The 22,797-nt window shown below is 69.6% G+C and carries 26 protein-coding genes; 14 read left to right on the plus strand and 12 right to left on the minus strand.

What is annotated here, in order from left to right; genetic code table 11:
• Positions 1 to 99: 99 nt before the first annotated feature.
• The 4 genes from MX571_RS00445 to MX571_RS00460 all read left to right on the plus strand — a co-directional run bounded on the left by MX571_RS00445 (position 100) and on the right by MX571_RS00460 (position 4,136).
• Entirely contained in the window at positions 100 to 1,353 is a 1,254-nt protein-coding gene (locus tag MX571_RS00445) for a cation:proton antiporter (RefSeq protein WP_247413627.1), read from the plus strand.
• Positions 1,354 to 1,416: 63 nt separating this feature from the next.
• Positions 1,417 to 2,250: a pantoate kinase gene (locus tag MX571_RS00450; RefSeq protein ID WP_247413628.1), complete on the plus strand. Its 834-nt coding sequence runs from the start codon at positions 1,417 to 1,419 to the stop codon at positions 2,248 to 2,250.
• A gap of 56 nt (positions 2,251 to 2,306) precedes the next feature.
• Positions 2,307 to 3,302 carry a M48 family metallopeptidase gene (locus MX571_RS00455; RefSeq protein WP_247413629.1) on the plus strand — a complete coding sequence of 332 codons (996 nt, stop codon included), beginning with the start codon at positions 2,307 to 2,309 and terminating at the stop codon, positions 3,300 to 3,302.
• Between the two features lie 60 nt (positions 3,303 to 3,362).
• Complete coding sequence (locus tag MX571_RS00460; protein ID WP_247413630.1) at positions 3,363 to 4,136, plus strand: 4-phosphopantoate--beta-alanine ligase; 774 nt, start codon at positions 3,363 to 3,365, stop codon at positions 4,134 to 4,136.
• Positions 4,137 to 4,142: 6 nt separating this feature from the next.
• Here the strand turns inward: MX571_RS00460 and MX571_RS00465 are convergent, their stop codons facing one another.
• A complete protein-coding gene (locus tag MX571_RS00465) occupies positions 4,143 to 4,802 on the minus strand; it encodes a hypothetical protein (RefSeq protein WP_247413631.1) in 660 nt (219 codons plus the stop codon).
• Positions 4,803 to 4,980: 178 nt separating this feature from the next.
• Here MX571_RS00465 and MX571_RS00470 point away from each other — a divergent pair, with 178 nt between their 5' ends.
• Positions 4,981 to 5,907: a thiazole biosynthesis protein gene (locus tag MX571_RS00470; protein ID WP_247413632.1), complete on the plus strand. Its 927-nt coding sequence runs from the start codon at positions 4,981 to 4,983 to the stop codon at positions 5,905 to 5,907.
• Between the two features lie 97 nt (positions 5,908 to 6,004).
• On the opposite strand, the gene MX571_RS00475 is transcribed toward MX571_RS00470, so the two are convergent.
• The 7 genes from MX571_RS00475 to truD form a co-directional block, all read right to left on the minus strand.
• Positions 6,005 to 6,262 carry a DUF3194 domain-containing protein gene (locus MX571_RS00475; protein ID WP_247413633.1) on the minus strand — a complete coding sequence of 86 codons (258 nt, stop codon included), beginning with the start codon at positions 6,260 to 6,262 and terminating at the stop codon, positions 6,005 to 6,007.
• Positions 6,263 to 6,266: 4 nt separating this feature from the next.
• A complete protein-coding gene (locus MX571_RS00480; protein ID WP_247413634.1) occupies positions 6,267 to 6,671 on the minus strand; it encodes a prefoldin subunit beta in 405 nt (134 codons plus the stop codon).
• Between the two features lie 129 nt (positions 6,672 to 6,800).
• Positions 6,801 to 7,100 (minus strand): KEOPS complex subunit Pcc1, encoded by a 300-nt coding sequence (locus MX571_RS00485; RefSeq protein WP_379750603.1) that lies wholly within the window; start codon positions 7,098 to 7,100, stop codon positions 6,801 to 6,803.
• A gap of 2 nt (positions 7,101 to 7,102) precedes the next feature.
• Entirely contained in the window at positions 7,103 to 7,237 is a 135-nt protein-coding gene (locus tag MX571_RS00490; RefSeq protein ID WP_247413635.1) for a DNA-directed RNA polymerase subunit P, read from the minus strand.
• Between the two features lie 23 nt (positions 7,238 to 7,260).
• The gene (locus MX571_RS00495) at positions 7,261 to 7,536 is read right to left on the minus strand and encodes a 50S ribosomal protein L37ae (RefSeq protein ID WP_247413636.1); all 276 of its coding nucleotides are present in this window, start codon (positions 7,534 to 7,536) and stop codon (positions 7,261 to 7,263) included.
• Between the two features lie 281 nt (positions 7,537 to 7,817).
• Positions 7,818 to 8,540: a DUF2103 domain-containing protein gene (locus MX571_RS00500; RefSeq protein ID WP_247413637.1), complete on the minus strand. Its 723-nt coding sequence runs from the start codon at positions 8,538 to 8,540 to the stop codon at positions 7,818 to 7,820.
• Positions 8,541 to 8,611: 71 nt separating this feature from the next.
• On the minus strand, positions 8,612 to 9,991 hold the full coding sequence (truD, locus tag MX571_RS00505; protein WP_247413638.1) for a tRNA pseudouridine(13) synthase TruD: 1,380 nt from the start codon (positions 9,989 to 9,991) through the stop codon (positions 8,612 to 8,614).
• Between the two features lie 190 nt (positions 9,992 to 10,181).
• On the opposite strand from truD, the gene MX571_RS00510 reads away from it, so the two are divergent.
• The gene (locus MX571_RS00510) at positions 10,182 to 11,270 is read left to right on the plus strand and encodes an NADH:flavin oxidoreductase/NADH oxidase (protein ID WP_247413639.1); all 1,089 of its coding nucleotides are present in this window, start codon (positions 10,182 to 10,184) and stop codon (positions 11,268 to 11,270) included.
• A 118-nt stretch (positions 11,271 to 11,388) separates the two neighbouring features.
• Here MX571_RS00510 and pth2 read toward each other — a convergent pair whose 3' ends face one another.
• Positions 11,389 to 11,727, minus strand: a complete 339-nt coding sequence (gene pth2, locus MX571_RS00515; RefSeq protein ID WP_247413640.1) for a peptidyl-tRNA hydrolase Pth2 — start codon at positions 11,725 to 11,727, stop codon at positions 11,389 to 11,391.
• Positions 11,728 to 11,812: 85 nt separating this feature from the next.
• Between pth2 and MX571_RS00520 the strand changes: the two genes are divergently transcribed.
• The 7 genes from MX571_RS00520 to MX571_RS00550 all read left to right on the plus strand — a co-directional run bounded on the left by MX571_RS00520 (position 11,813) and on the right by MX571_RS00550 (position 17,988).
• Positions 11,813 to 12,535: a Yip1 family protein gene (locus MX571_RS00520; RefSeq protein ID WP_247413641.1), complete on the plus strand. Its 723-nt coding sequence runs from the start codon at positions 11,813 to 11,815 to the stop codon at positions 12,533 to 12,535.
• Positions 12,536 to 12,598: 63 nt separating this feature from the next.
• Positions 12,599 to 13,186 carry a dCTP deaminase gene (dcd, locus tag MX571_RS00525; protein ID WP_247413642.1) on the plus strand — a complete coding sequence of 196 codons (588 nt, stop codon included), beginning with the start codon at positions 12,599 to 12,601 and terminating at the stop codon, positions 13,184 to 13,186.
• Positions 13,183 to 14,079 (plus strand): thiamine-phosphate synthase family protein, encoded by an 897-nt coding sequence (locus MX571_RS00530; RefSeq protein WP_247413643.1) that lies wholly within the window; start codon positions 13,183 to 13,185, stop codon positions 14,077 to 14,079. Before dcd ends, MX571_RS00530 begins: the two co-directional genes overlap by 4 nt.
• Positions 14,076 to 14,798: a class I SAM-dependent methyltransferase gene (locus MX571_RS00535; RefSeq protein WP_247413644.1), complete on the plus strand. Its 723-nt coding sequence runs from the start codon at positions 14,076 to 14,078 to the stop codon at positions 14,796 to 14,798. Before MX571_RS00530 ends, MX571_RS00535 begins: the two co-directional genes overlap by 4 nt.
• 140 nt (positions 14,799 to 14,938) lie before the next feature.
• Positions 14,939 to 15,793, plus strand: a complete 855-nt coding sequence (locus MX571_RS00540) for a hypothetical protein (RefSeq protein WP_247413645.1) — start codon at positions 14,939 to 14,941, stop codon at positions 15,791 to 15,793.
• Between the two features lie 55 nt (positions 15,794 to 15,848).
• On the plus strand, positions 15,849 to 16,721 hold the full coding sequence (locus tag MX571_RS00545) for a DUF7537 family lipoprotein (RefSeq protein ID WP_247413646.1): 873 nt from the start codon (positions 15,849 to 15,851) through the stop codon (positions 16,719 to 16,721).
• A 1-nt stretch (position 16,722) separates the two neighbouring features.
• Complete coding sequence (locus MX571_RS00550) at positions 16,723 to 17,988, plus strand: hypothetical protein (RefSeq protein WP_247413647.1); 1,266 nt, start codon at positions 16,723 to 16,725, stop codon at positions 17,986 to 17,988.
• A gap of 431 nt (positions 17,989 to 18,419) precedes the next feature.
• On the opposite strand, the gene engB is transcribed toward MX571_RS00550, so the two are convergent.
• Positions 18,420 to 19,037 (minus strand): GTP-binding protein EngB, encoded by a 618-nt coding sequence (gene engB / locus MX571_RS00555; RefSeq protein WP_247413648.1) that lies wholly within the window; start codon positions 19,035 to 19,037, stop codon positions 18,420 to 18,422.
• Between the two features lie 217 nt (positions 19,038 to 19,254).
• On the opposite strand from engB, the gene MX571_RS00560 reads away from it, so the two are divergent.
• The gene (locus MX571_RS00560) at positions 19,255 to 20,463 is read left to right on the plus strand and encodes an inorganic phosphate transporter (RefSeq protein WP_247413649.1); all 1,209 of its coding nucleotides are present in this window, start codon (positions 19,255 to 19,257) and stop codon (positions 20,461 to 20,463) included.
• Between the two features lie 180 nt (positions 20,464 to 20,643).
• Here MX571_RS00560 and MX571_RS00565 read toward each other — a convergent pair whose 3' ends face one another.
• Together MX571_RS00565 and MX571_RS00570 are read right to left on the minus strand one after the other, a co-directional pair.
• Positions 20,644 to 21,336, minus strand: coding sequence for a universal stress protein (locus tag MX571_RS00565; protein ID WP_247413650.1), 693 nt, complete (start codon positions 21,334 to 21,336; stop codon positions 20,644 to 20,646).
• The gene (locus MX571_RS00570; protein ID WP_247413651.1) at positions 21,336 to 22,757 is read right to left on the minus strand and encodes an APC family permease; all 1,422 of its coding nucleotides are present in this window, start codon (positions 22,755 to 22,757) and stop codon (positions 21,336 to 21,338) included. The genes MX571_RS00565 and MX571_RS00570 overlap by 1 nt, the downstream gene beginning before the upstream one ends.
• Positions 22,758 to 22,797 lie beyond the last annotated feature (40 nt).

A 22,797-nucleotide genomic window follows, 5' to 3' on the forward strand; every position in this document is an offset into this window, starting at 1 on the left:
GTCGGTCGACCGATAAGCCTGTGGCTGGCACGAGCCACCGAATTCGTCGGTATTGCCCCTCCTCGAAGCTATTTCAGGCGGTTGCCCGAATGGGCGTGCATGTCGCTGGTCCTCTACGATGTCGGCCTCGCCGTCGCCGGGGTGGTGGTCCTCGGCGTGACGCTCCTCGCCCGCGTCGTCCCGGACCGGCCCATCTCGCTCCCGGTGCTCTACGTCCTGTTCGGAGCCATCGCCTTCTCGCTCCCCCTGGGGTTCCCGGTGCCGGACCCCCTCGACTACGGCGACCTGACCGAGCGACTCGCCGAACTCGGCGTCATCGTCGCGCTGATGGGGACCGGACTGAAACTCGACCGCCGACCGGGCTGGCCGGAGTGGCAGTCGACGGCCCGCCTGCTCGTCGTCACGATGCCGCTGACCATCGCCGGGGCGGCGGCACTGGGGTGGGGTGTCCTCGGCTTCGCCCTCCCGACGGCGATGTTGCTGGGGGCGGTCGTCGCCCCCACGGACCCGGTGCTCGCCGCGGAGGTGCAGGTCGAGGACCCCGGCGAGGGGTCGGAGGGCGAGGAGGTGTCGGACCGGGAGGGGATGGCCGACGAGGTCCGGTTCGCGCTCAGTTCGGAGGCTGGCCTGAACGACAGCCTCGCGTTCCCGTTCACCTACCTCGCGATTCTCTTCGCGTTCGTCGGGGCGTCGCCGTCGAACTGGGCCGGGGAGTGGCTGCTGAACTTCGTCGTGTACAAACTGGTCGTCGGCCTGGTCGCTGGCGTCGCGTTCGGGTGGGTGCTCGCTCGCCTCGTGTTCGCCTCGGAGGCCCGGACCGTGCTCGGTCGGTCGCTGAAGGGTGTCGAGGCGCTTGGCGGGACGCTCGTCGTCTACGGGGCGACCGAACTGCTCAACGGCTACGGCTTCCTCGCCGTGTTCGTCGCCGCGCTGGTCGTCCGCGACTACGAGCGGGGTCACGAGTACGACGAGACGCTCCACGAGGTCACCGAGATGGCCGAGTACCTGCTGATGGTCGGGGTCATGGTGCTGTTCGGTGGGGCACTCGTCAGCGGCCTGCTCGACCCCCTGACGGTCGAAGCGGCGCTGGTCGCGGTCGCGTGCGTCTTCCTCGTCCGGCCTCTGGCGGGCCTCGTCGGCCTGCTGGGGTTCGACCGGAACTGGAGCGAGCGTGCGACCATCGCCTTCTTCGGCATCAGGGGGCTGGGGTCGTTCTACTACCTCGCCTACGCCCTGAACCACGCGCCGTTCCCCGACGCCGACCTGCTCTGGGCGGTGGTCGGACTCGTCGTCCTCGTCTCCGTCGTCGTCCACGGCGTCACCGCGACGCCGGTCGTCGAACGACTCGGGTAGCCGCCCCACCATCCCGACCACGAAATGCAACGTTCAAGTGCGTAACTCACCGACTCCGGGGCGATGACAGCCCGCGCGTTCGTTCCCGGCCACGTCACCGGCTTCTTCAGCGTCCACCCCGACGACGACCCGGTCGTCGCGGGGTCCAGGGGCGCGGGCCTCGCGCTCTCCGACGGCGTCACCGTCGGTGTCGAACCCGTCGCCGACCCGTCCGGCCGACGACTCCTCCTGAACGGCCGGGCGGTCGAGATGCCCGCCGTGACCGGCGTCCTCGACCGACTCGGTGCCGACGCGCGCGTCACCGCAGAGACCGAACTGCCCATCAGCGCCGGGTTCGGCGTCTCGGGGGCGTGCGCGCTCGGCACGGCACTCGCGCTCGACGCCGAGACAGCGGGCGGCCACACCGACCGCGAACTCGTCGCCGTCGCCCACGCGAGCGAGGTGGAGGCCGGGACGGGGCTCGGCGACGTGGTCGGACAGGCCCGCGGCGGGATGCCGATTCGTCTCGAACCCGGTGCGCCGCCGCAGGGGTACCTCGACGGGCTCCCGGCACGCCCCGGCGTCGAGTACATCACCTTCGGCGGGCTGGACACCGCCGAGGTCATCGGCGGCGACACCGAGGCGCTGTCGCGAGCGGGCGAGGCGGCCCTCGAAACCCTCCACGACTCGCCGACCGTCGAGACGTTCGTGGGGGCGTCGCGCCGGTTCGCACGCGAGGCGAGACTGACGACGCCGGACGTGGAGACGGCCATCGAGGACGTGCAGGCGGCGGGCGGCGAGGCGGCGATGGCGATGCTCGGCCAGACGGTGTTCGCGCTGGACGACGGGTTGTCGCGGGCGGGCTACGACGCGCGGTCGTGTCGAGTGACGGCGGGGGCGACACTGCTCGAAGCGTAGTCGGGGGTGAGTCACTCGTGCGAACACTGTTGGGGGTGGTCTCCGACGACGCCGGTGTGTCACGGGACCGTCGGCTGCGTGCGCTCGCGAAGACCGCGGTGACGCTCCCGGTCGTCGTCGCGCTGATGGCGATGCCACTGCTCCTGGTCCTGCTCGTCCTCGGCCTGCCGGTCGGGTTCGCCATCGGCATCGGCGTCCTCCTCGTCCTCGGTAGCATCGACTGGCTGGGGGCGTGGCTGGCCGTTCCAGTGAGCGCGCTGCTCACCCTCACCGCACTCGGTGTCCTCGCACAACGCGTCGTCGTCGAGACACGCGAGCGGCCCCCCGGCGTCATCGAGGAGGTCACTACCCACGCCACAGCCGACCAGCGACCCGAACTGCGTGAGACGGTTCGGTCGGTGGCCCAACGACTCGACACCCCCGTACCGACGGTTCTCGTCGCCGGGCCGGACGCACCGCCCGCGCTGTCGACCGGAATCACGCCGGGGACGACGACGCTGGTCGTCTCGACGCGGGTGCTGGACACCCTCTCGCCGACCGAACTCGAAGCGGTCGTGGCCCACGAACTCGCACACGTGGCGAACCACGACTCGACGCTCAAGACGCTGCTCGTCGTCCCCCACAGACTGTTCGGGATGCTCGGTCTCGCCGGGTTGGCGTACACGCAGTTTCTGTTGCCGCTCGTGCTACCGTACTACGTCGTGTTCTGCGTCGCCAGAGGCTCGTTCGAGCGCACGCGAGAACGCGCGGCAGATCGCGCCGCCGCGCGCGTGACCGGGAACCCCGCTGCACTCGCCAGCGCGCTCGAAACGCTCGACTCGGGCGGCGACGAACGCCCCGACGCCGACGCTCGCGACACCGCCTCCAGTCTCTCTATCGTCCCACTGGCCGACGAGCACGCAGTGCGCACCGACTGGAACCGCGAGCCGCTGTTCTGGTCGGTGCAGCGACCCGTCCGGCGCGTCTGGAACCGCTTCACCGCCAGACACCCCCGAACCGAGGACCGAGTCGACGAACTCCGAGCAATCGAGCGCGAGCAGGAGACGACCTGACCGCCGACACCGGAGACGACACAACGCACGGCTTTTCCCCGGACCCGCCGACCCACACGCATGAGCGACGTCGAGGTGCCGGAGAGCCACCCCCGGTACGAGTCCCTCCTCACGCGCCACCGCATCGAGGAGGGCGTCGAGAAGGGCATCACGAGCAGGCAGGGACTCATCGCGCAGGGTCGCGGCGAGGCGTTCGACTACCTGCTCGGCGAGCGAACCACGGGGAGTGCCGACGCGGCCGCCCGCGCCGCGGCCGCCCACCTCCTGCTGGCCGACCACCCCGTGCTCTCGGTCAACGGGAACGTCGCGGCGCTCTGCCCCGGCGAACTGGTCGAACTCGCCGAAGTGGTCGGGGCGGACCTGGAGGTGAACCTGTTCAACCGCACCGACGAGCGGATGCGCGCCATCGTCGACCACCTGCGCGACCACGGCGCGGAGGCGGTCAGGGGGCTCACGGCCGACGGCCGCATCCCCGGTATCGACCACGAGCGCGCGAAGGTCGACGCCGAGGGCATCGGCGACGCCGACGTGGTGCTCGTCCCGCTGGAGGACGGCGACCGGGCCGAGGCGCTGGGCGCGATGGGGAAGGTCGAACTCGTCGTCGACCTCAACCCGATGTCCCGCTCGGCGCAGGTCGCCACGGTGCCCATCGTCGACAACGTGATTCGAGCGATTCCGAACGTGACGCGCCACGCCCGCGACCTCGCGGACGCCAGCGAGGCCGAACTGCACGCCGTCGTCGACGGGTTCGACGCCGAGACGACGCTCGCGGCCGCAGAACGGGCGATTCGCGAGGGCGTGGACGACGAGGGCGACGGAGAGAACGAGAGCTGAGAGCGCTCAGCGGTCGACGAGGCGCGGCGAGACGTTCCGTCGACCGTCCTCGGTCCGTTCCTCAGGGTCGTCGACGAACGGGGCCAGGTAGCGCGCGGCGTTCGAGACCTCCGAGAGCGAGTAGTAGGTGGCGTGGAGCAGTTCCCGGGCGCGCCGTCGGCGTGGCGACTCCACGGCGTGCGGGAGACCGTCGGGGAACGCTTCGCCGTCGTATCGGCCGAGCCACTCGCGGGCGAGTCGGACCCCCTTCTCGGCGTCGTACCCGCGCGTCGCGTAGTGTTTCAGCGGGTGAGTGAGCCACGAGTACTCCCAGTGAGCGTAGACGTCGACCGCCTCACCCTCACGGTCTTCGTCGACGGCGTCGTCGACGACGTGGAGGACGAGGTGGAGCTGCCAGTCCGCCAGCGGCGACTCGCGCCACACCCACGACCCCTCCGAGGTGTTGCCGTCGACGCGGACCTTCAGCGCCGAGAGCGGGTTGCGGGAGAAGCCGAGCTCCTCGTCGAGGATGCGTTCGAGCGTCCCCTCCGAGCAGTGGACGGTCATCGCGTACTCCTCCTCGGTGGTGTGCATCACCGCGTAGCCCCCGAACGGTTCGAACAGCCGGTGCAGCGAGGGCCAGACGTGCCGACGGAGCGCGTTCACGAAGTCCTGCCTGAATCCCATCGATGGCGAGTCCGACGGCCGCGTCCCCTATCAGCGTTCGCGTCGTGGCGCGACGAGTCCGGAGCGGCCGGAGCGGCCGAACCGGCGCGGCCGGCCGAACGTTCCTCGTGTGGAGACCGACCGGTCTCACGAACGGTACCCAAACCGCTTTCAACACCGAGTGATACTACCGAGTTGTATGACTCAGTTCGACGGCTTCGCGCCCGTAGACGAGGCGGACGTGACCCGCGCCATCGCCAGTTCGTGGTCCGAGGAGTTCGAGGAACGCATCGACACCGACGTCATCGTCGTCGGCGGCGGTCCGTCGGGACTCGTGACGGCCGCCGAACTCGCCCAGCGAGACGTGGACGTGACCGTCGTCGAGAAGAACAACTACCTCGGCGGCGGATTCTGGCTCGGCGGGTTCCTGATGAACAAGGTGACCGTCCGCGCGCCGGCCCACACCGTGCTCGACGAACTCGGCGTTCCGTACGAACCGGTCGAGGACGTGGAGGGACTGTACGTCGCCAGCGGCCCGCACGCCTGCTCGGCGCTCATCGAACACGCCTGCTCGGCGGGCGCGAGCGTCCAGAACATGACCGAGTTCACCGACGTCGTCGTGCGCGAGAGCGACCGCGTCGGCGGCGTCGTGATGAACTGGACGCCGGTCCACGCGCTCCCGCGAGAACTCACCTGCGTCGACCCCGTCGCCGTCGAGTCGGACGTCGTCGTCGACGCCACGGGTCACGACGCGCTAGTGGTCTCGAAACTCGACGAGCGCGGCGCGCTCGACCTGCCGAGCATCGCCGAGGCCCGCGAACGCGGCAGCGTGATGGACGCCAGCGCCGACGACGAGTTCGGCGCGCCCGGCCACGACTCGCCCGGCCACGGCTCGATGCACGTCGCCGAGAGCGAGGACCGGGTCGTCGAACACACCGGCGTCGTCCACGACGGCCTCGTCGCCACCGGGATGGCCGTCGCCACCGCCCACGGCCTCCCGCGCATGGGACCGACGTTCGGCGCGATGCTCGTCTCCGGGAAGGTGGGCGCGCAGGCCGTCCTCGACGAACTCGGGGCCGACGCCGACCCGGTCCAGACGACGCCGCCCGCACCGGCCGACGACTGACCGCGCGGCTCTCCGAACAGTTCCTCACACAGTCGGCACTCACCGGTCGAGAACGCACCGCCAGACCGTGACGGTGAGAACGGGAGTCGCGCGCGACTCAGTTCGCGCCGGCGAACAGGTCGTCGACCGCACTCTGCGCCGCCAGCGCGGCGTCGTCGGCGACCTGTTCGGCGTCACCGGGCGCGTCGAGGTAGACGTCGACCTCCAGCACGCCGTCCTCGAAGTGGACGGTCACGTCGACGTCGCGCACGTCGCTCTGTTTGTAGCGGTCGAAGACGACGCCCTCTGCCGCGTCGCTGGCCGTCTGGACGACCGCCTCGTCGCTCGGTTCACCGGGGTCGGCGTCGTCCGCCATCGCCTCAGTCGCCGCCGGGGCCGCCCATGCCGGGACCGCCGGGACCCTGCGGGCCGCCCGCGCCGCCGCCCTGGAGCATCTCCTGCAGTTCCTGCTGGAGCTCCTCGAAGCGCTCCTGCACGCGCTCCTCCTGCTTGTTCAGCGTCTCGACGCGGACCTCCAGACTGTCGACCTTCTCCTCCAGATCGTCGTTGGCGTCGTCGTAGTTCGTCTGGACGAGGAGTTCGCCGACCTCCTGGTACATCGTCGTGTCCTCGTCGATGTCCTCCAGCTGGTCGAGAGCCGTCTTGGACTCCTGGAGCGTGGACTCGGCCTGCTGTTTCTGCATCGCGACGTTGCGCGCGGTGTCCTGCAGGTCCTGCAGGTCCTCGATCTTCTCCTGTGCCTCGGGCGGCAGATTTCCTTGCATATCCCGTCAGTCGCCGCCCACAGTGAAAAATGCCCGCTATTCGCCTCGTCGACCGGTCGACAGGATTCCCGACGGCTGAACGGTGTCAGTCACACGAACGCGCACGAACGAGGACCAGACGCTCGCGGGCTACGACTCGCTGGCCGCAGAGCTCCGCTCCGAGACCTCCACCAGCGAGCACCACGTGTTCAGTCCCGCACGAAGCGCCACCAGGTCGTCCGCGACGACGTCGACGGTGAGCGTGTCCCCGTCCAGAGACAGCGTCGCGCTCGTGCGGTCGCCCTCGATGTCGTCGACCTCCTGGCGGACGCTCCGCTCGACGATGGCTGCCGTCTCCGGGTCGGGGTAGGTGAACGTGAGAACGATGCCGTGTGGTGAGTCGTCGGACGTGCGCTCGGGGGCGTCCCGCTCGGGACGGCCGTCGGGCACGGCTACTCGACCTGGACTTCCTTCACGTCGCGGCTGCGCTCCTTCAGGAGCACGCGGTGTCCGCAGTAGGGACACCTGACGCCGCCGTACTCGTCCAGTTCGACGTCGCGCTTACACCGGGAACATTTGTAGCTCATAGCAGTGGTTGGGGGTCGAGCGGTTACTCGTTGTCGGACAGCGCTGCGCGGATGGAACGGCGGACCTGTCGGCCGCCGGGCGTCTCGGGGCGGTACGTACCGCCAGCGAAGGTGTAGCCACAGCGGCCACACGCCCAGATGCCCGTCCCCTTGCGGTCGACGGCGTCCGACCCGCAGTCGGGGCAGGTGTGGTCCTCGTTCGTGTCTGCTTCGATCTCCGCGACGCGGCGACGAGCGACGCGGCCGTAGCGAGCGCCGAAGCGGCCGGCGGAGCCGACCGTTCCTCTCTTCTTGGCCATGATACGTGTCGCTATCCCCGACAGCGGTATAAATCCGTTGAGTCACCGCTAGGAGACGCACACTCCGTGTTATCCAGTGGCGTGGCTATCGAGAATGACAGAGACAGCGACGGCCCGAAAGCCCCCGAGTTCTCGACTCGCGCGGCTCGCTGCGCGCTTCGCTCACTCCCTTCGGTCGTTCGCTCCAGTGCTTACGTCGCCGTGCTTCGCCGAGAACTCGGCCCCTTTCAGTCCCACCCGTGGTCCTCCGAGACGGGCGTCGAGCGGTGAGTCGGTCGGCCTCAATCGTCTTGCAGGCCCTCCTCGCGGAGCGCCTGGTCGATGTCGTCGCGGATGCGCTCGCCCGTCTCGCGGTCGCCAGCGGTCGTGACGATGCGGTTCTCCTGCACGCTGGAGCCGTCGCGAATGAGCAGGCGGACGTTGCCGTGTTCGTCGGCGCGCGTTGCTTTGGCTCGAACGCCCGAGCGCGACCCCGACCCACCGGCGTCGATGGGGCCGGGGATGAGCTTCTTCACGTGCGGGTGGGCGGCGACCGTCTCGACCGCCAGACGGCCGTCGCGGTTCCCGATGAGCGTGCTGTGCGAGCCACCGAGCTTCTCGATGGGTGGTTTGTCGACCGTCTCCAGGGCGGGTTCGCCGCGGCGGTCGACGACGGCCGCCACCGGGTCGTCGCCCTCGACGCGGTAGAACTGGTAGTGTGCCTGCGCCCGAACCGCCGAGAGGACGTCGCGGTCGCCCGTCGCGTACACCTCTTCCGGGCGCTTGCGGTGAAGCTCGTCGGCGACGAGACCAGCGAAGTTCCGCAGTTCGGTGCCCTCCAGTTCGCCGGACTCGGGCGTGGTCGTCACGGTACGGTCGGAGACCACCTCGTCGTCGTGGAGGGCGACGACCCGCGCCCGGTCGCGGTCCAGGTCCAGCACCGCGGTGTCGGCGTTGGCGGTCCGACAGACCAGACAGAAGTCTCCCGGTCTGTCGAGTTCGCTCGCGCACTGCCGACACGCCATGCCGGGAGGTGGGGAGAGAGGTGGATAAGGAGGACGGTTCGGCGCTATCGATAGTCAGAGTGAGGGTCGACTCAGGAGAGCACGTCGGGGTCGGCCTTCAGGAACTCCCGGAGGACGACCGTCGCGTACGACCCCGGCGGGAGCGAGAAGGTGAACCGGAGCGCGTCCGCGTCCTCGCTGGCGTCGTCGCCGTCCGCTCCGTCGACGGCGAGGTCGGTCCGCAGTCGAATCGCGCGGCGCGTCCCGGACGAGTCGAACTCCTCGGTGTTGGCGAAGTCCGCCGGTTCGAGGCCCACGTCGTCCAGCACCGCGCGCTCGATGTCGCCCGGTTCGCCGTCGGCGAGGTCGGTGTCGGTGCCGACCAGCGGCGCGGTGACGAACGCCCGACCGCGCTCGCAGTGGCGCGTGACCGTCCGGACGCGGTCCTCGTCGACGCGCTGGAGGCGGTCGGCGTCGGGCAGGCCGTCGTCGTCCGCGAAACAGACCACGTCGCCCGCGACTGGCCGGTCGAACGGGAGGCCGCGGTCGAGCCGCTCCGAGCAGATACGGTTGTAGAGGTACGACTGCGCGGCGTGGACGAACAGGCGCTGGAGGTTCGACGGCGCGGTCTCCAGCGCCGCGCGGTAGTCCTCGGGACCGTCGTCCCCCTCGGCGAGTCGGTGGCACATCGCCCGTTCGTAGCGGAGTCGACCGGGGATGCGCTCGACCGCCGCCTGCCAGTCGCGCGTCTCCTCGACGAAGCGGCGGGCCTCGCGGGTCGACTCGGGCTCGCGCTCGCTCGGCGACCCGACGTACGCCAGCACCGCTTCCTCGTACTCCTCGCGGACGATGGCGAGACCCACCTCGTGCGTGACGGGCCGCTTCGACCCGAAGCGCTGGTGGCCGAAGTAGTTCGGGACGCAGATTGGCGTCTCCTGTTCGTCGCCGCCACCGTCGCTGTCATCGTCGCTCTCACCGTCACAGAACGCCGCCAGTTCGTCGACGATGGTCTGAGCGTCCTCGGGTCGCTCCACGTCGCGGACGACGAGTTCGAACTCGTTGCCCCGCAGGTCGCCGAACAGCACCGGTCGGCCGGTTCGACCGAGTACCTCGACGTCGGCGTCGTTGACCTCGGGGAGCGTCTCGTCGTCGGTACGGACCGAGAACAGCTGCGTCGTGACGGCGCGCTTGTCCTTCGTCCCAGCCCACGAGACGCGTTCGCGGCTCATCCCGAGCTTCTCGGCGAGCGCGGCCGCGAAGTCGTTCGTGTCCCAGTTGTACAGCGTCGCCCGGAAGACGAGGTGCGCGTACGACCCCGGGTCGGCGTCGACCGGTTCGACGTCGACGGCCTCCAGTTCCCGGACCCTGAAGTCCTCGGGGCGGGCGCGCAGTCGCCCCCCGATGCCGTCGGCGTCGCTGACGTAGTACTCCATCCCGACGGGGCGTTCGACGGGGTGGCCGGGGCGGGTCATCGGACCACGCCCCGTCCGGTGCTCGCGGTCATAGCGGCCGTACACGAGGGGCTGGTAAGGCGCTGTTCATCCACGCGGTCGGGCCCGAATCGAGTCGATATCGAGACCAGCCACATCAGTCCTCGGGGTGGGTGCGAGGGGCCTGCCGATTCCGACGTGCCTTTTCTCCCGACGCCCCGAACCACAGCCGATGGATACGACGGACCTGTTCACGCCGTTGACGCTGCGCGGGACGGAGATTCCGAACCGCGTGATGGTGTCGCCGATGTGCCAGTACTCCTGCGAGGGCGACGGCCTCGCGACCGACTGGCACCATGTCCACCTCGGCTCGCGTGCCGTGGGTGGCGCGGGTATCGTGATGACGGAGGCCGCAGCCGTGAACTCCAGGGGACGAATCTCACCGGAGGACCTCGGAATCTGGAGCCAGGACCACGCCGACGCGCTGGCACCCACCACCCGGTTCATCCGCGAACAGGGGTCGGTCCCGGCCATCCAACTGGCCCACGCGGGGCGGAAGGCGTCGACGTACCGCCCGTTCGACGAGGAGTCGGGCCCCGTCCACGGCGACGAGGGGTGGCGACCCGTCGGTCCGACCGACGAGTCGTACCCCCACGACGACCCGCTGGTCGTCGAGGAACTCGACCAGGAGGGCGTCGAGCAGGTCATCGAGGACTTCCGGCGCGCCGCGGAACTGTCGCTCGACGCTGGCTTCGAGATCGCCGAGGTCCACGGCGCGCACGGCTACCTGCTCCACGAGTTCTACTCGCCGCTGACGAACACCCGCGACGACGACTACGGCGGCGACTTCGACGGCCGGACGCGCCTGCTTCGGGAGGTCACCGCCGCGGTTCGCGAGGTGTGGCCCGACGACAAGCCCGTCTTCGTCCGCCTGTCGGCGACCGACTGGCTCCCGGACCGCGAGTCGTGGACCGTCGACGACACCGTGCGACTCGCGCCGCTCCTCGAAGAGGCGGGCGCGGACCTCGTCGACGTCAGCGGCGGCGGCAACCACCCCGACCAGCAGCTACCGGGGGCCGGCGCGCACTACCAGGTGCCCTACGCCGAGCGCGTCAAACACGAGGCCGACGTTCCCGCGGGTGCGGTCGGGAAGATAACCACGCCACAGGGAGCCGACGAGGTCGTCAGGAACGACCGCGCCGACCTGGCGATTCTGGCGCGCGAGCACCTCGAAGACCCCTACTTCACGCTCCACGCCGCACAGGAGTTAGACCGGATGGACGCGGTGGACGTTCCGGACCAGTACCTGCGCGGGTTCTAGCAGGCGATTCGCGATTTCGAGACGCTGTCTTCGGTTGTAACGAGGAGGTCGGGGACGGCTCGAAAGCGCCCGGCCCCTTTCAGTCCACCCACGAACCGCGTAGACCCGAAGTTCCAGATTAGAACAGCGAGAGGTCGCCCGTCACCTTGTCGACCATCGCATCGTTGGCCGGGCCGACGGCCAGTGCGGTGACGGTGCCGGGGTCGAGTTGCGTGTGACCCGCATCGCGGATGACGGCGTGCGGGAGGCCCTCGCGTCTCGCCTGCTCGGCCAGGTCGAACACCTCGGACTCGCCGCTGGCCTTGAGGACGATCTTCTTCTGCCCGCCCGACTTCCACTCGCGCTGGGCGTCCGGTCCCGCGTTCTCGTAGGCCGAGAGCGACGCGTGGGCGACCTGCGCGGCGAGTTTCCCGGTGCCCATCCCGATGTCCGTCCGGGCGACGATGGCCTGTTTCATACCCGACGCTCGGTGAGCCAGATGAAAGCGCTGGCGACTCGCGCGCTACGGGAAGACATTTATCGACACTGACTAACGCGGAACTATGCTCGGTCCCCTCCACCGACCAGACAGTTACTTCGAGCGACACGCCCCTGGCCTGAACCTCGCGCGGGCGGCCGCCGTCGCCCTCCTCGTCGCACTCGTCGCGACGGCCACCATCGGTCTCTTCGGCTACGCCCTCGCCGAACAGGCCGGTGACGCGACGGTCACCGTCGACAACGAGAACCGGCCGCCGGACTGGGTCTGCGAGGACGACACGTTCGGGACGACGTCCCTGTCCAGGGACGGCTGTGACGAACCGAGAACACGCCAGGTGCAGGCGAGTTCGCTCGTCTGGGACGCCGTCGCGGGACAGATACCGTTCGTGTTCTTCGCGTCGCTCGCTGGCTGGCTCGTCGCGGGCGTCGCGATGCACGGACTGACCGCACTCGCTGGCGGCGAGGGGTCGTTCACCGACTCGCTGGCCGTCGCCGGGTGGGCACAGGCCGCGACGATACCGCAGTTCCTCGTGCTGGCCGTCGTCTTCCTCTCGTTCGCGAGTAGCTTCGACGCCACGGCGGGCGAGGCAGCGCTCCGGTCGCAGGTGGCGAACTTCCAGAGCGACCTGCAGAACCCGCTCGTCCTGCTGGCCGGAGCACTCACGACGGTGTGGCAGGGGTGGGTCTACTACCACGGGATGTACCACGCGCGGAACGTCAGCAGGGACGCGGCGCTCGGTATCGCCGTCGTCTGCGGACTGCTCGCGTTCGTCGGAACGCTGACCTGACGGCCCGTTACGTCGCATGGGCCGACCGGGAGGTTTTACCCCCTGTCGGTCGCTCGTACCGGCATGATACTGTCGGACGCGGACATCCTCCGGCGACTGGAGGCGGGCGACCTCGTCGTCGAACCGCTGGACGACATCGACCTGCAGGTCCAACCGGCGAGCGTCGACGTGCGCCTCGGTCGGGAGTTCCTGGAGTTCCAGCGCGCGAACATCCCGTGTATCCACCCGAACCGCGAGACGGAGGTCGACGACTACGTCACCGAGACGCGCGTCGAGGACGGCGAGGAGTTCATCCTCCACCCCGGCGACTTCGTCCTCGGGACGACCCACGAACGCGTCGAGATTCCGTCGGACCTCGTCGCACAGGTCGAGGGCCGTTCCTCGCTCGGTCGTCTCGCCGTCGTCGTCCACGCCACTGCGGGCTTCATCGACCCCGGCTTCCGGGGGCACGTCACGCTCGAACTGTCGAACCTCGGCACCGCGCCCGTCGCGCTCTCGCCGGGGATGCGCATCTCCCAACTCGTGTTCACGGAGCTGAGCAGTCGCGCCGACCGTCCCTACGGGAGCGCTCGCGGGTCGAAGTACCAGGACCAGGCCGGTCCGCAGGCGTCGAAGATCCGGGGGGATAGAGAGTTCGGAGGCGAGCAGTGAAGTTCGTCGAGGAGGTCGTCGTCGACGAGTTCCTGCCGACGTTCCGCTCGATGCTCGCGGAGGACCTGCGCGAGCGGGGCCTGACCCAGAGCGAGGTGGCGGCCCTGCTGGGCATCTCCCAGAGCGCCGTCTCGAAGTACGCCCACGGCGACGTCGAGCGCAACGAGCGCGTGCTCGCCGACCAGCGCGTGCAGAGCCTCGTCGAGCGACTCGGCGAGGGCCTCGCGGCCGAGGCGATGACGCCGGTGCAGGCGCTCGCGGAGGCCGAGGTGCTGGTCCGACAGCTCGAGCGCGGCGACCTGCTGGCGACGCTCCACGAGGAGGCGATGCCCGGACTCGCCGCCTACGAGGGCGAGTTCTCCATCCACGACGCCGACAGCGACCTCCGGGCCGCCGAGCGGGCGCTCTCCTCCGTCCGACGTGGCCTCCGCGTCCTGGAGAACACGAGCGGGTTCGCCGGGCTCATCCCCGCCGTCGGGTCGAACCTCGTGATGTGCCTGCCCGACGCGGACGGCATCGACGACGTGGCGGGCGTCCCCGGACGAATCCTCGACGTGAAGGGCCGGGCGACGGTGCCCGGCGACCCGGAGTTCGGCGTCAGCGAACACGTCGCCCGCGTCCTGCTCGCAGCGCGGGCGGGCGGGTCCGACGCCCGCGCGGCGCTCAACGTCCGCTACGACGAGCGCGTCCTCGACGGGCTGGACGCGCAGGGACTCACCGCGGTCGAGTTCGACCCCGAAGCTCCGCTCGAAGACGCCATCGACGGTGCGCTCGGCGACGACCCGGACGTGGACGCGCTCTACCAGGCGGGAGCGTTCGGCATCGAACCCGTCGTCTACGTGCTCGCGGGCGACGCGGCGACGGCCGCAGAGCGCGTTCGGGGGCTGGTGTGAGCGACTCCGAACGCCGAATCGAAGATAGCGGAGAGCGTGACCACGACGAACGCAGCGTCCAGCAGTTCTACGGCCGCTACGCCGACCTGTACGACGCTATCGCCACCGCTCCCGGCGTCGCGACCTGGCGGCGTGCGGCTGCAGACGCTCTCGACCTCGAACAGGGTGACACGGTCGTCGAGATGGGCTGTGGCACCGGCGCGAACCTCCCGTTCCTCCGCGAACGCGTCGGTTCGGAGGGGCGGGTACTGGGTATCGACCTCACGCGACCGCTCCTCGTCAGCGCACGCAGCCGTATCGACCGCCACGGCTGGTCGAACGTCGCCGTCGCACAGGCGGACGCCACCGCGCCGCCCGTCGCGCAGGCCGACGCCGTCCTCGGTTCGTTCGTCGTCGGGATGCTCCCCGACCCGGCCGGAGCGGTCGCGGACTGGTGTGCACTGACCGACGGTCGGGTCGCGCTCCTCGACGGGACGAGCAGTTCCCACCCTATCGGCGCGCTGGCGAACCCGCTGTTCGGCGCGTTCGTGGGAGCAGGTGCACCGGCCGACTCGCTCGGCGACTCGCTTCGACAGGCCCTCGCCTCGACGGTCGCTCGGACCGACCTCGACCGGAGCGTCGCCGCGGCCCGCGAATCGCTCGTCGAGCGGACGACCGACCGACGGTACGAGGAGTTCGCCCTCGGGTTCGTCAGCGTGCTGAGTGGGAGCGTGAAGTGACACCACCCCGAGGACAGACCGGCTATCACGCCGACCGATCACCACGCCGACCGACCCGCAGTCGGGCGGTCCTGAATCGAGGGCAGAGAACCGGACCGTCGTCACGGAATCCTTAACCGGCCGGGCGGGTACGGGCGACCATGCGCCGTCTCCTCCCCGTCTTCCTCGCCGTGCTGGTCGTGCTGTCCGGGTGCAACGGCATCGGCCTCCCCGGCGCGTCCGACGGGCCGCCGACCGGCGACTCGAACGTGACGACCACCGGCGAGGGCGCGACGCCCCGCACCCCCGGGGGGAACGTCACCGCGGCGTCGGTGAAGGCCGACGCGCTGGCCGCCATCGACGAGGTGACCACGTACAGCGTCCGTGTCGACCAGCACACGCGCTACGTCGAGCGTAACCAGACGAGCACCGCCAACGTCACCGGCGAGTTCAACCGCACCGAACGCGACCTGGCACTGAACCAGAGCCGCGTCGTCAGCGGAATCGCCGTCTCCACGGAGACGTACATCGACGGCCGGAACGGGACGTTCTACCAGTACAGCCCCGCGCTCGAACAGGAGTTCGGGTCGAGCTGGGTCCGCGCCAGCGTCGCCGGGGACGCCGAGGTGTGGGACCAGTACGACACGCTCTCCCGCCAGCGCGACCTGCTGGCGGCCTCGAACGTCTCGCTGGAGGGGGTTCAGACGGTCAACGGCACCGACGCCTACGTCCTCACCGGGTCGCCGAACGCGAGTCGGTTCCAGGACCTCGGCATCGGGTCGGGGAGCAGCCTCGAAGTCTCGAACATCACCGCGACGTTCTACGTGAGCGTCGAGGACGCGACGCTCGTTGGCTCGACCGTCGAACTGGCGGGGACGCAGCAGGCACGCGGCCGGTCACTGCCGTTCCAGCGCACCGCCGACATCCGATTCTCGGGATACGGCGACCCGGTCACCGTCACGATTCCCGACGAGGCCGACGACGCCGTCTCCGTCGGCTCCCTGAACACCTCGTGAACGGCCCGGTCGGCAACCCCTAACGGTTAACTCGTCGGCTCCCTGACGCGACAGTATGCGACGTGCCCTCCCGGTCGTGCTCGCACTGCTGCTCGTTCTCGCCGGTTGTAGCGGTCTGGGCGGACAGAGCGCGGACCCGACCACCACGGGCGACGAGACGACCGCACCGAACGCCACCGAGCGGCCCACCGACACGACGACGGAGACGACTCAGCTCGCCAGTGCGGAGGCGGTGAGAGCAGACACACTGGCCGCGCTCGACGCGGTCGAGACGTATCGCGTCACGGCGAACCAGACGAGTCGGGTGTCGGGGAACGTCCAGCGGACGGTTCACGTCAACTCGACCGGCGTGTTCGACCGGACCGCCCGTGAAGCGAGGCTCGACCAGTCCCAGCAGGGTGCTGGCGTCTCGGTCGACTCCGTCTCCTACCTCGTCGATCAGACGCTCTACCAGCGCAGTCCGACGCTGGCCCGACAGTACGACTCGAACTGGGTCGCCATCGACGCCTCCGAGAACTACTCCCGGTTCTGGGACCAGTACGACACGCTCACCCGACAGCGCGAACTGCTGAACGTCTCCTCGGTCAGCCTCGACGGCACCGAGACCGTCGACGGGCAGGAGGCGTACGTCCTCGAGGCCGAAGCGACGGACGAGCAGTTCGAGCGACTCGGTGTCAACGTCACTCGGCAGGGCCTCGACGTGTCGAACGTCTCGGCGACGTTCTACGTGGACGTCGAGACGAACCGGCTGGTCGCCTCGACGACGAACATCGACGCGAGACAGACGCTCAACGGCCAGACGGTGGCCATCGAGCAGCGTCTCGACCTCCGGTTCGACGACTACGACGCGCCCGTGTCCATCGACCTCCCCAGTGAAGCCGAGGAGACCGCCGTCAGCATCGGCAACCAGACGTCGGTCGGAGCGTAACGTGTCCCGAGGGGCTACCATCCTTCTGGTCGCGCTGCTCGTCCTCGCTGGCTGCGGGTCACCGTCGGGGACCGGGACGAACGCGACCAGCGACGGACCCGATACGGTAGGTGCCGAGACGCCCGTCTCCACCTCGACTCCGACCCCGTCGACGACCGCCTCCGCTACAGGGGTCACGTCGACGACCACGGCCACCACGACAGCGGCCCCGAACACGACCATCGCGGTACGCGAGGGGACGCTCCCGGTGAACGCCACGCTGGTGTTCGAGCGGCTACGGACAGTTCTCGACAGCGACGTCCGCCCTCCCGCGACCGTCGTCGTCGAGAACGGGTCCAGCGGGTTCGGTGCGACCACCGTCCGACCGTTCTGGAGTGCGGTCGGGGTCACGAACGCCGCTCCGACCGGGCCGCCCCCGGTCGTCGAGAACGGCTACACCACCGGGTTCGGAACCGTGGTCGTCGCTCCCGGCGACGACTCGAACGTCTCGTCGGTACGGATGGTGCTGGCCCACGAGCTGGTCCACTACACCCAGTTCGCGGCGGGTCGCGGCCAACAGCTCCAGACGGCGCTCCCGCGGACGACCGACGGCGAGTTCGTCACGCGAGCGCTGCTGGAGGGAGCGGCCGTCGTCACGACCGACGCGTATCTCGACCGGTACCACCCCGAGACGCGGCCGAACCGCGTGCTCTACGAGCGCATCGCCGCCGCGTACCCGACCGGGAGCGCACAGCAGTACGTCAACGACCAGTACGTCGAGGGAACCGAGTACGTCGACGGACGCCTCGACTCGCCGGGCGAGAACGCGGCGCTCTACGAACGACCGCCGCTGACCGGCGAGCAACTCGTCCACGGGCTCTCGCCCGAGGAGGAACCGGCGCTGCCGCTCTCGGTGCGCGTCGCAGCGAGCGAGTACGTCGAGGTCGGTCGAGACACGCTCGGCGAACCGTTCGTGCGAACGACGCTCGCCGGTGCCGTCGAGGAGGACGCGGCGACCCGGGCAGCCACCGGGTGGGGTAACGACACGCTCGTGACGGTCCGCGACGGCGACGCGGTCGGCTACGCCTGGACGCTCCGCTGGGACGACGCCGGAAACGCCAGCGAGGCCCGCGACGCGTTCGAGACGCGACTGTCGTCGCTCCCGGCGGCGTCACGACTCGTCCCGGTCGACGAGGAGACGTTCGTCGTCCTCCTCGGCGACGAACGGTTCGTCGAGGAGACGACGGTGAGCGGCGAGGAGAAAACGGTCGGCGTCGACACTCCCTGAGACGACCGGCCGACGAGCAGGCGACGCACCGCGGGGGAAACGTGACCGTGCGTCGCGCTCCGTGGGACCGGTGCCACGGGCGAGGGGGACTCCCTCCGGGCGGTCACGCCGCATCCGTCAGAACACGACGACGCTGGCCGCGTCCCGGTACTTGAACCTGCGGAGCGGGGCGGAGTCGGTAGGTCCGTGTGTTGCACCGCGAGCGAGTGAGCGAAGCGAGTGAGTGAGCGGGCCAAGGAACCCTCGAAAGAGCGAGCGAAGCGAGTGACTGAGGGGGTGACGCAGGTTTTTTGGTCCCATTGTGAGACGCGGAGCGTCTCACAGGCTCCCAGAAGCTTCGCTTGCTGGGAGAGCTTTTGCCAGCGAGCCGAACGCGACCGCTGAGCGCCAGCGAAGCGTGTCGCGTTCATGCGAGCGCAGCAAAAGGTGGTTTAGAAGAACTTGAACAGGTCGTCCCGGCCGGCGTCGTGGAGGTGGGTTCGGACCGCTTCGGTCAGCGGTTCGATAGAACCGCGTTTCGCGGTGATGGGAGCGACCGTGTCCTGCCACTGCTTCCACGGGGGGAGCAGGCCGAGACGGTCGCAGACGTCGTCGAGACGGTCGTCGCGGTCGTCGACCTTGTCCATCTTGTTCACCGCGACGACCGCCGGGATGCCGAGGTCCTCGAACAGGTAGAACAGTTCGACGACGTGGGGCACCTCGTCGGGGCCGGAGTGGCGGTCGATGATGTCGACGACGCTCTTCCCGTCCACGACGACGACGCCGACGAGTATCTGGTCGGCGTACTCCTCGATGTAGCGGACGATGTCGGTCTTGATGGCCTCGCGGTGGTCGGCCTCGACGCCCTCCATGAACCCGAAGCCGGGGAGGTCGGTCAGCACGAAGTCCTCCGAGGACCAGTCGTAGTGGTTCGGCGATCGAGTCACGCCGGGCTTGCCGCCCGTCGAGAACTGCTTGCCGGTGAGTTCGCGCATCAGCGTCGACTTCCCGACGTTCGAGCGCCCCACCAGCACCACCTCTGCGCCCCGGTCGGGGCGACTGTCGAACATGGCCGTCCTACCGCACCACGGCCGATAAGTGCCGCGGGACGGCTCGTGGGAGCCGTCGCTGCGAACCGCCGTGCGAATGCTTATGAAAGCACACTTTCGACTGTTCGGGTATGCGGAGCAGGGAGCGGTGGGAGACGGTCACTACCGACCGACCGTCGGCTCCTCGGACACGGGCCGAGTCAGGTAGCGAGGGTCCAGACCGCGCCATGGTGGGGTCGTGACGACCCCGACGTTCTGGGTGCTGGTCGTCCTCGCGACGGTGACCGGACTGGTGACGGCGTGGACGCTCGGAGCCAACAGCAACTCGCCGCCGTTCGCCCCGGCCATCGGCGCGAACGCGATTTCGACGATGCGGGCCGCCTTCCTCATCGGCATCCTCGCGTCGCTCGGCGCACTCACGCAGGGTGGAAGTATCTCGGAGACGGTCGGTGCCGGACTGACCGACGGCGTCGCCATCACGTCGCTGGCGGCGACGGCGGGGCTGTTGACCGCGACGGCGTTCATGGGGTTCGGAATCTACAGCGGCTACCCCGTCCCGGCGGCGTTCGCCACGACGGGGGCGATGGTCGGCGTCGGTCTCGCACTGGGCGGTACACCCGCGTTCGACACCTACCAGCAGATCGTGACGTTCTGGGCGCTCGTCCCACCCGTCTCGGGGGGGCTGGCGTACCTGACGGCGACGCTGTTGCGACGCGACGACATCCCCGAGACGGTGAGCGTCCCGTTGCTCGCGGCGGTCGTCGGTGGCATCGTCGCGAACGTGCGACTGAGCGTCATCCCCGACCCGTCGGGCGGTGACCAGGGGTCGCTCGCGGCGGTGGTCGCGGGGCTACTCGACGCGCCGACCGTCGCTGGCGTGGACTCGCTGGTCGTCCTCGCGACGCTGCTCGCGGCAGGAGCGAGCTTCCTGTTCGTCCGACGGCGGACCGAGCAGTCGGTCGACCGCGGCGTGCGGACGTTCCTCGTGGCGCTCGGGAGCGTCGTCGCCTTCTCCAGCGGCGGGAGTCAGGTCGGGTTGGCGACCGGCCCGCTGGAGAACCTCTACACGGTCGAACTCGGCGTGCCGTCGATCCTCCTGCTCGGCCTCGGCGCGGTCGGCATCCTCGGCGGGGCGTGGATGGGGTCGCCGCGACTGTTGCAGGCGACCTCGCGCGAGTACGCTCAGCTCGGGATTCGACGGTCGATCGCCGCGCTGGTACCGGGGTTCATCATCGCCCAGGTCGCCATCGCGCTGGGCATCCCCATCTCGTTCAACAACATCATCATCTCGGGCGTCATCGGCGGTGGACTCGCGGGCGGGTCCGCAGGCGTCTCTCGTCGGAAGATCGGCGTGACGCTCGCGTTCTGGGTGCTGACGCTCGTCGCCTCCATCGCTATCGGATTCGGCTTCTACCGCCTGCTGACGACGGTGCTCGGGATACAGTGAGCGACGCTGCGGCCCCACCGATTCGAGGTACCGGGGGGTGACCGCGAGCGACGGACGGACAGACGATTCCCAGCGTCGTGTGCGTCACGCTGGGGAGGCCGCTCGTCGTTCACCGGAGGCCGAGCCAGACGTAGCAGTGACCGCCGAGAGCACGCACGTCCCCGAGCGGGGGGAGACGCATCACCGTCGCTCCCGTCGGGGTCGCCGTACCACGAGTACCGGTCCGACCGACTCCGCCGCGACGCGCTCGGTCACCTCCCCGAACAGGAACGACTGGAGCGAGGGCGCCTGCTCGCCCATCACGATGGCGTCGTGGTCGGGCACCGCATCGAGGAGGGCGTCGATGGACGCTCTGTTCTCGGCGATCGTCGTCGTCACGGTGATGCCGGCGTCTTCGAGTCGGCCGGCCGCCTCGGCCAGCGGCGTCACGCCGTCGTCGTCCCCGACGCGGAGCAGCGACACGTCGATGTCCCGGTCGCCGACGAGTTCGGTCACGAAGGCGACGATGGCGTCGGCCGCGACGTCGCCCGAGAGCGACACCAGCAGCCGATTCACCGCTCCCGTCGCCCCCGAGATGGCGTACGCCCGGGCGCCGACCTCGTCGGCGACTCGGTCGACCGTCTGGTGTCGGTCGGCGGTGAAGACGAGTCGGTAGTCGGCGCTCCCGCCGGCGTCGCGGAACTCCTCGGCGATGTCGGTGAGCGCCGCGTTCGCGCGGTCCTCGTACTGGTGACGGGCCTGGTCGGGTGGCGTCTGCTCGGGAAGGACGTGGTAGCCGAGGACCGTCACGTCCATCGTGCCCAGCAGGTTCATCAGTCCCAGCGGGACGGCCTCGTTTTCGAGGACGGCGACGGGAACGAGTACGCGTGACATCAGAGTGCCCCCCGGAGACGAACGTCGCGAGCGTAGTAGAAGTACCACCCTGCAGTCGCGAGCATGAGGGCGAGACCGATGACCTGCGACGCCGGCTGCATGAAGCCGATGAGCGCGAAGCTCGCGAACGCACCGAGTGCCGGCACGAGCGGGTACCCGGGGGTCCGGAAGTCGGGGTCGTACCACTCGGGTTCGTTCCGGCGGAGGACCAGGAGCGCGACGCAGATGAGCCCGTACAGGACGAGGTGGAGGAACGAGGCGACCTCGGCGAGCACCTCGACTCGGCCGGTCGCCACCAGCACGAGGACGGGGCCGCCGGCCATCCCGAGTGCGACGTGCGGCGTGCCGTACTTCAGATTGATTCGACTCGCCCAGCGCGGCAACAGCGCGTCCTTCGAGACGGCGTAGATGGCCCGCGACGTGCTCAGAATCGAGGCGTTCGCGCTAGACATCGTCGCCAGCAGCCCGCCGAACACGATGGCCACTGCACCCGGCGCACCGAGGTAGTGCCGGCCGACGTCGACCATGGCGGTCTCACCGAGGCTCGCCAGCCGCTCGCTCCCGAACGCGCTCGTCGCGACGAACACCGTCACGACGTACAGCGTCCCCACGACGAGCACGGACCCGACCATCGCCAGGGGGAGGTTCCGGCCCGGTCGCTTCATCTCGCCGGCGACGGTCGCGACCTGCGCGAACCCGAGGTAGGAGGTGAACACGAGGGCAGCGGTCGTCAGGACCGGGAAGGAGCCGTACGGCATGAACCGTTCCGGCGCGCTCGGCTGTCCGACGAGGCCGAGCGCGTCGAGCGACCCCCACAGCAGGACGAAGACGAGAATCGACAGGAGGAGGGCGACGACGCCGTTCTGGAGTTTCGCCGCGTTCTCGGTCCCGGTGACGTTGAGCAGCGTGAAGCCAGCCCCGAACACCAGGGCGATGGGGATGACCAGTCCGCCGCCGAGCGTGACGCCGAGTTCTGCGAGCGTGTCGATGGCGTAGTAGCCGAAGCCGACGAGGTAGAACGCCGTGGCGAACACGAGGCCGAACCACAGCGAGAGGCCGACGACGGTCCCGGCGAGCGTGCCGAGCGCCCGCGAGATGAAGTAGTAGCCGCCGCCGCTCTTCGGCATCGCCGTCGCCAGTTCCGACGTCGGCAGGGCGACGAGGAGTGCGACGACGCCGCCGAGCGCGAACGACCCGGCCGCGGCAGGCCCCGCCTGACCGGCCGCGATTCCCGGAAACACGAAGATACCCGCACCGATCATCGTCCCGACGCCGATGGCGAGACCGCCCGAGAGTCCGAGCGTCCGTTCCAGCTCCGAGTCGTCGGTGTAGGTCGCCTCGTCGGTCTCGACGCTCCGCTCGACGTCCGGCCGCTCGCCTTCGAGGTTCGCACCGAGGCCCGTCGGCTCTTCCGAAGCCATGCCTGTGCTTCACGAGAACTCGTAGTAGTACTAGGCCTTG

Source organism: Halomarina salina (genome assembly GCF_023074835.1).
Classification (GTDB): Archaea; Halobacteriota; Halobacteria; order Halobacteriales; family Haloarculaceae; genus Halomarina; species Halomarina salina.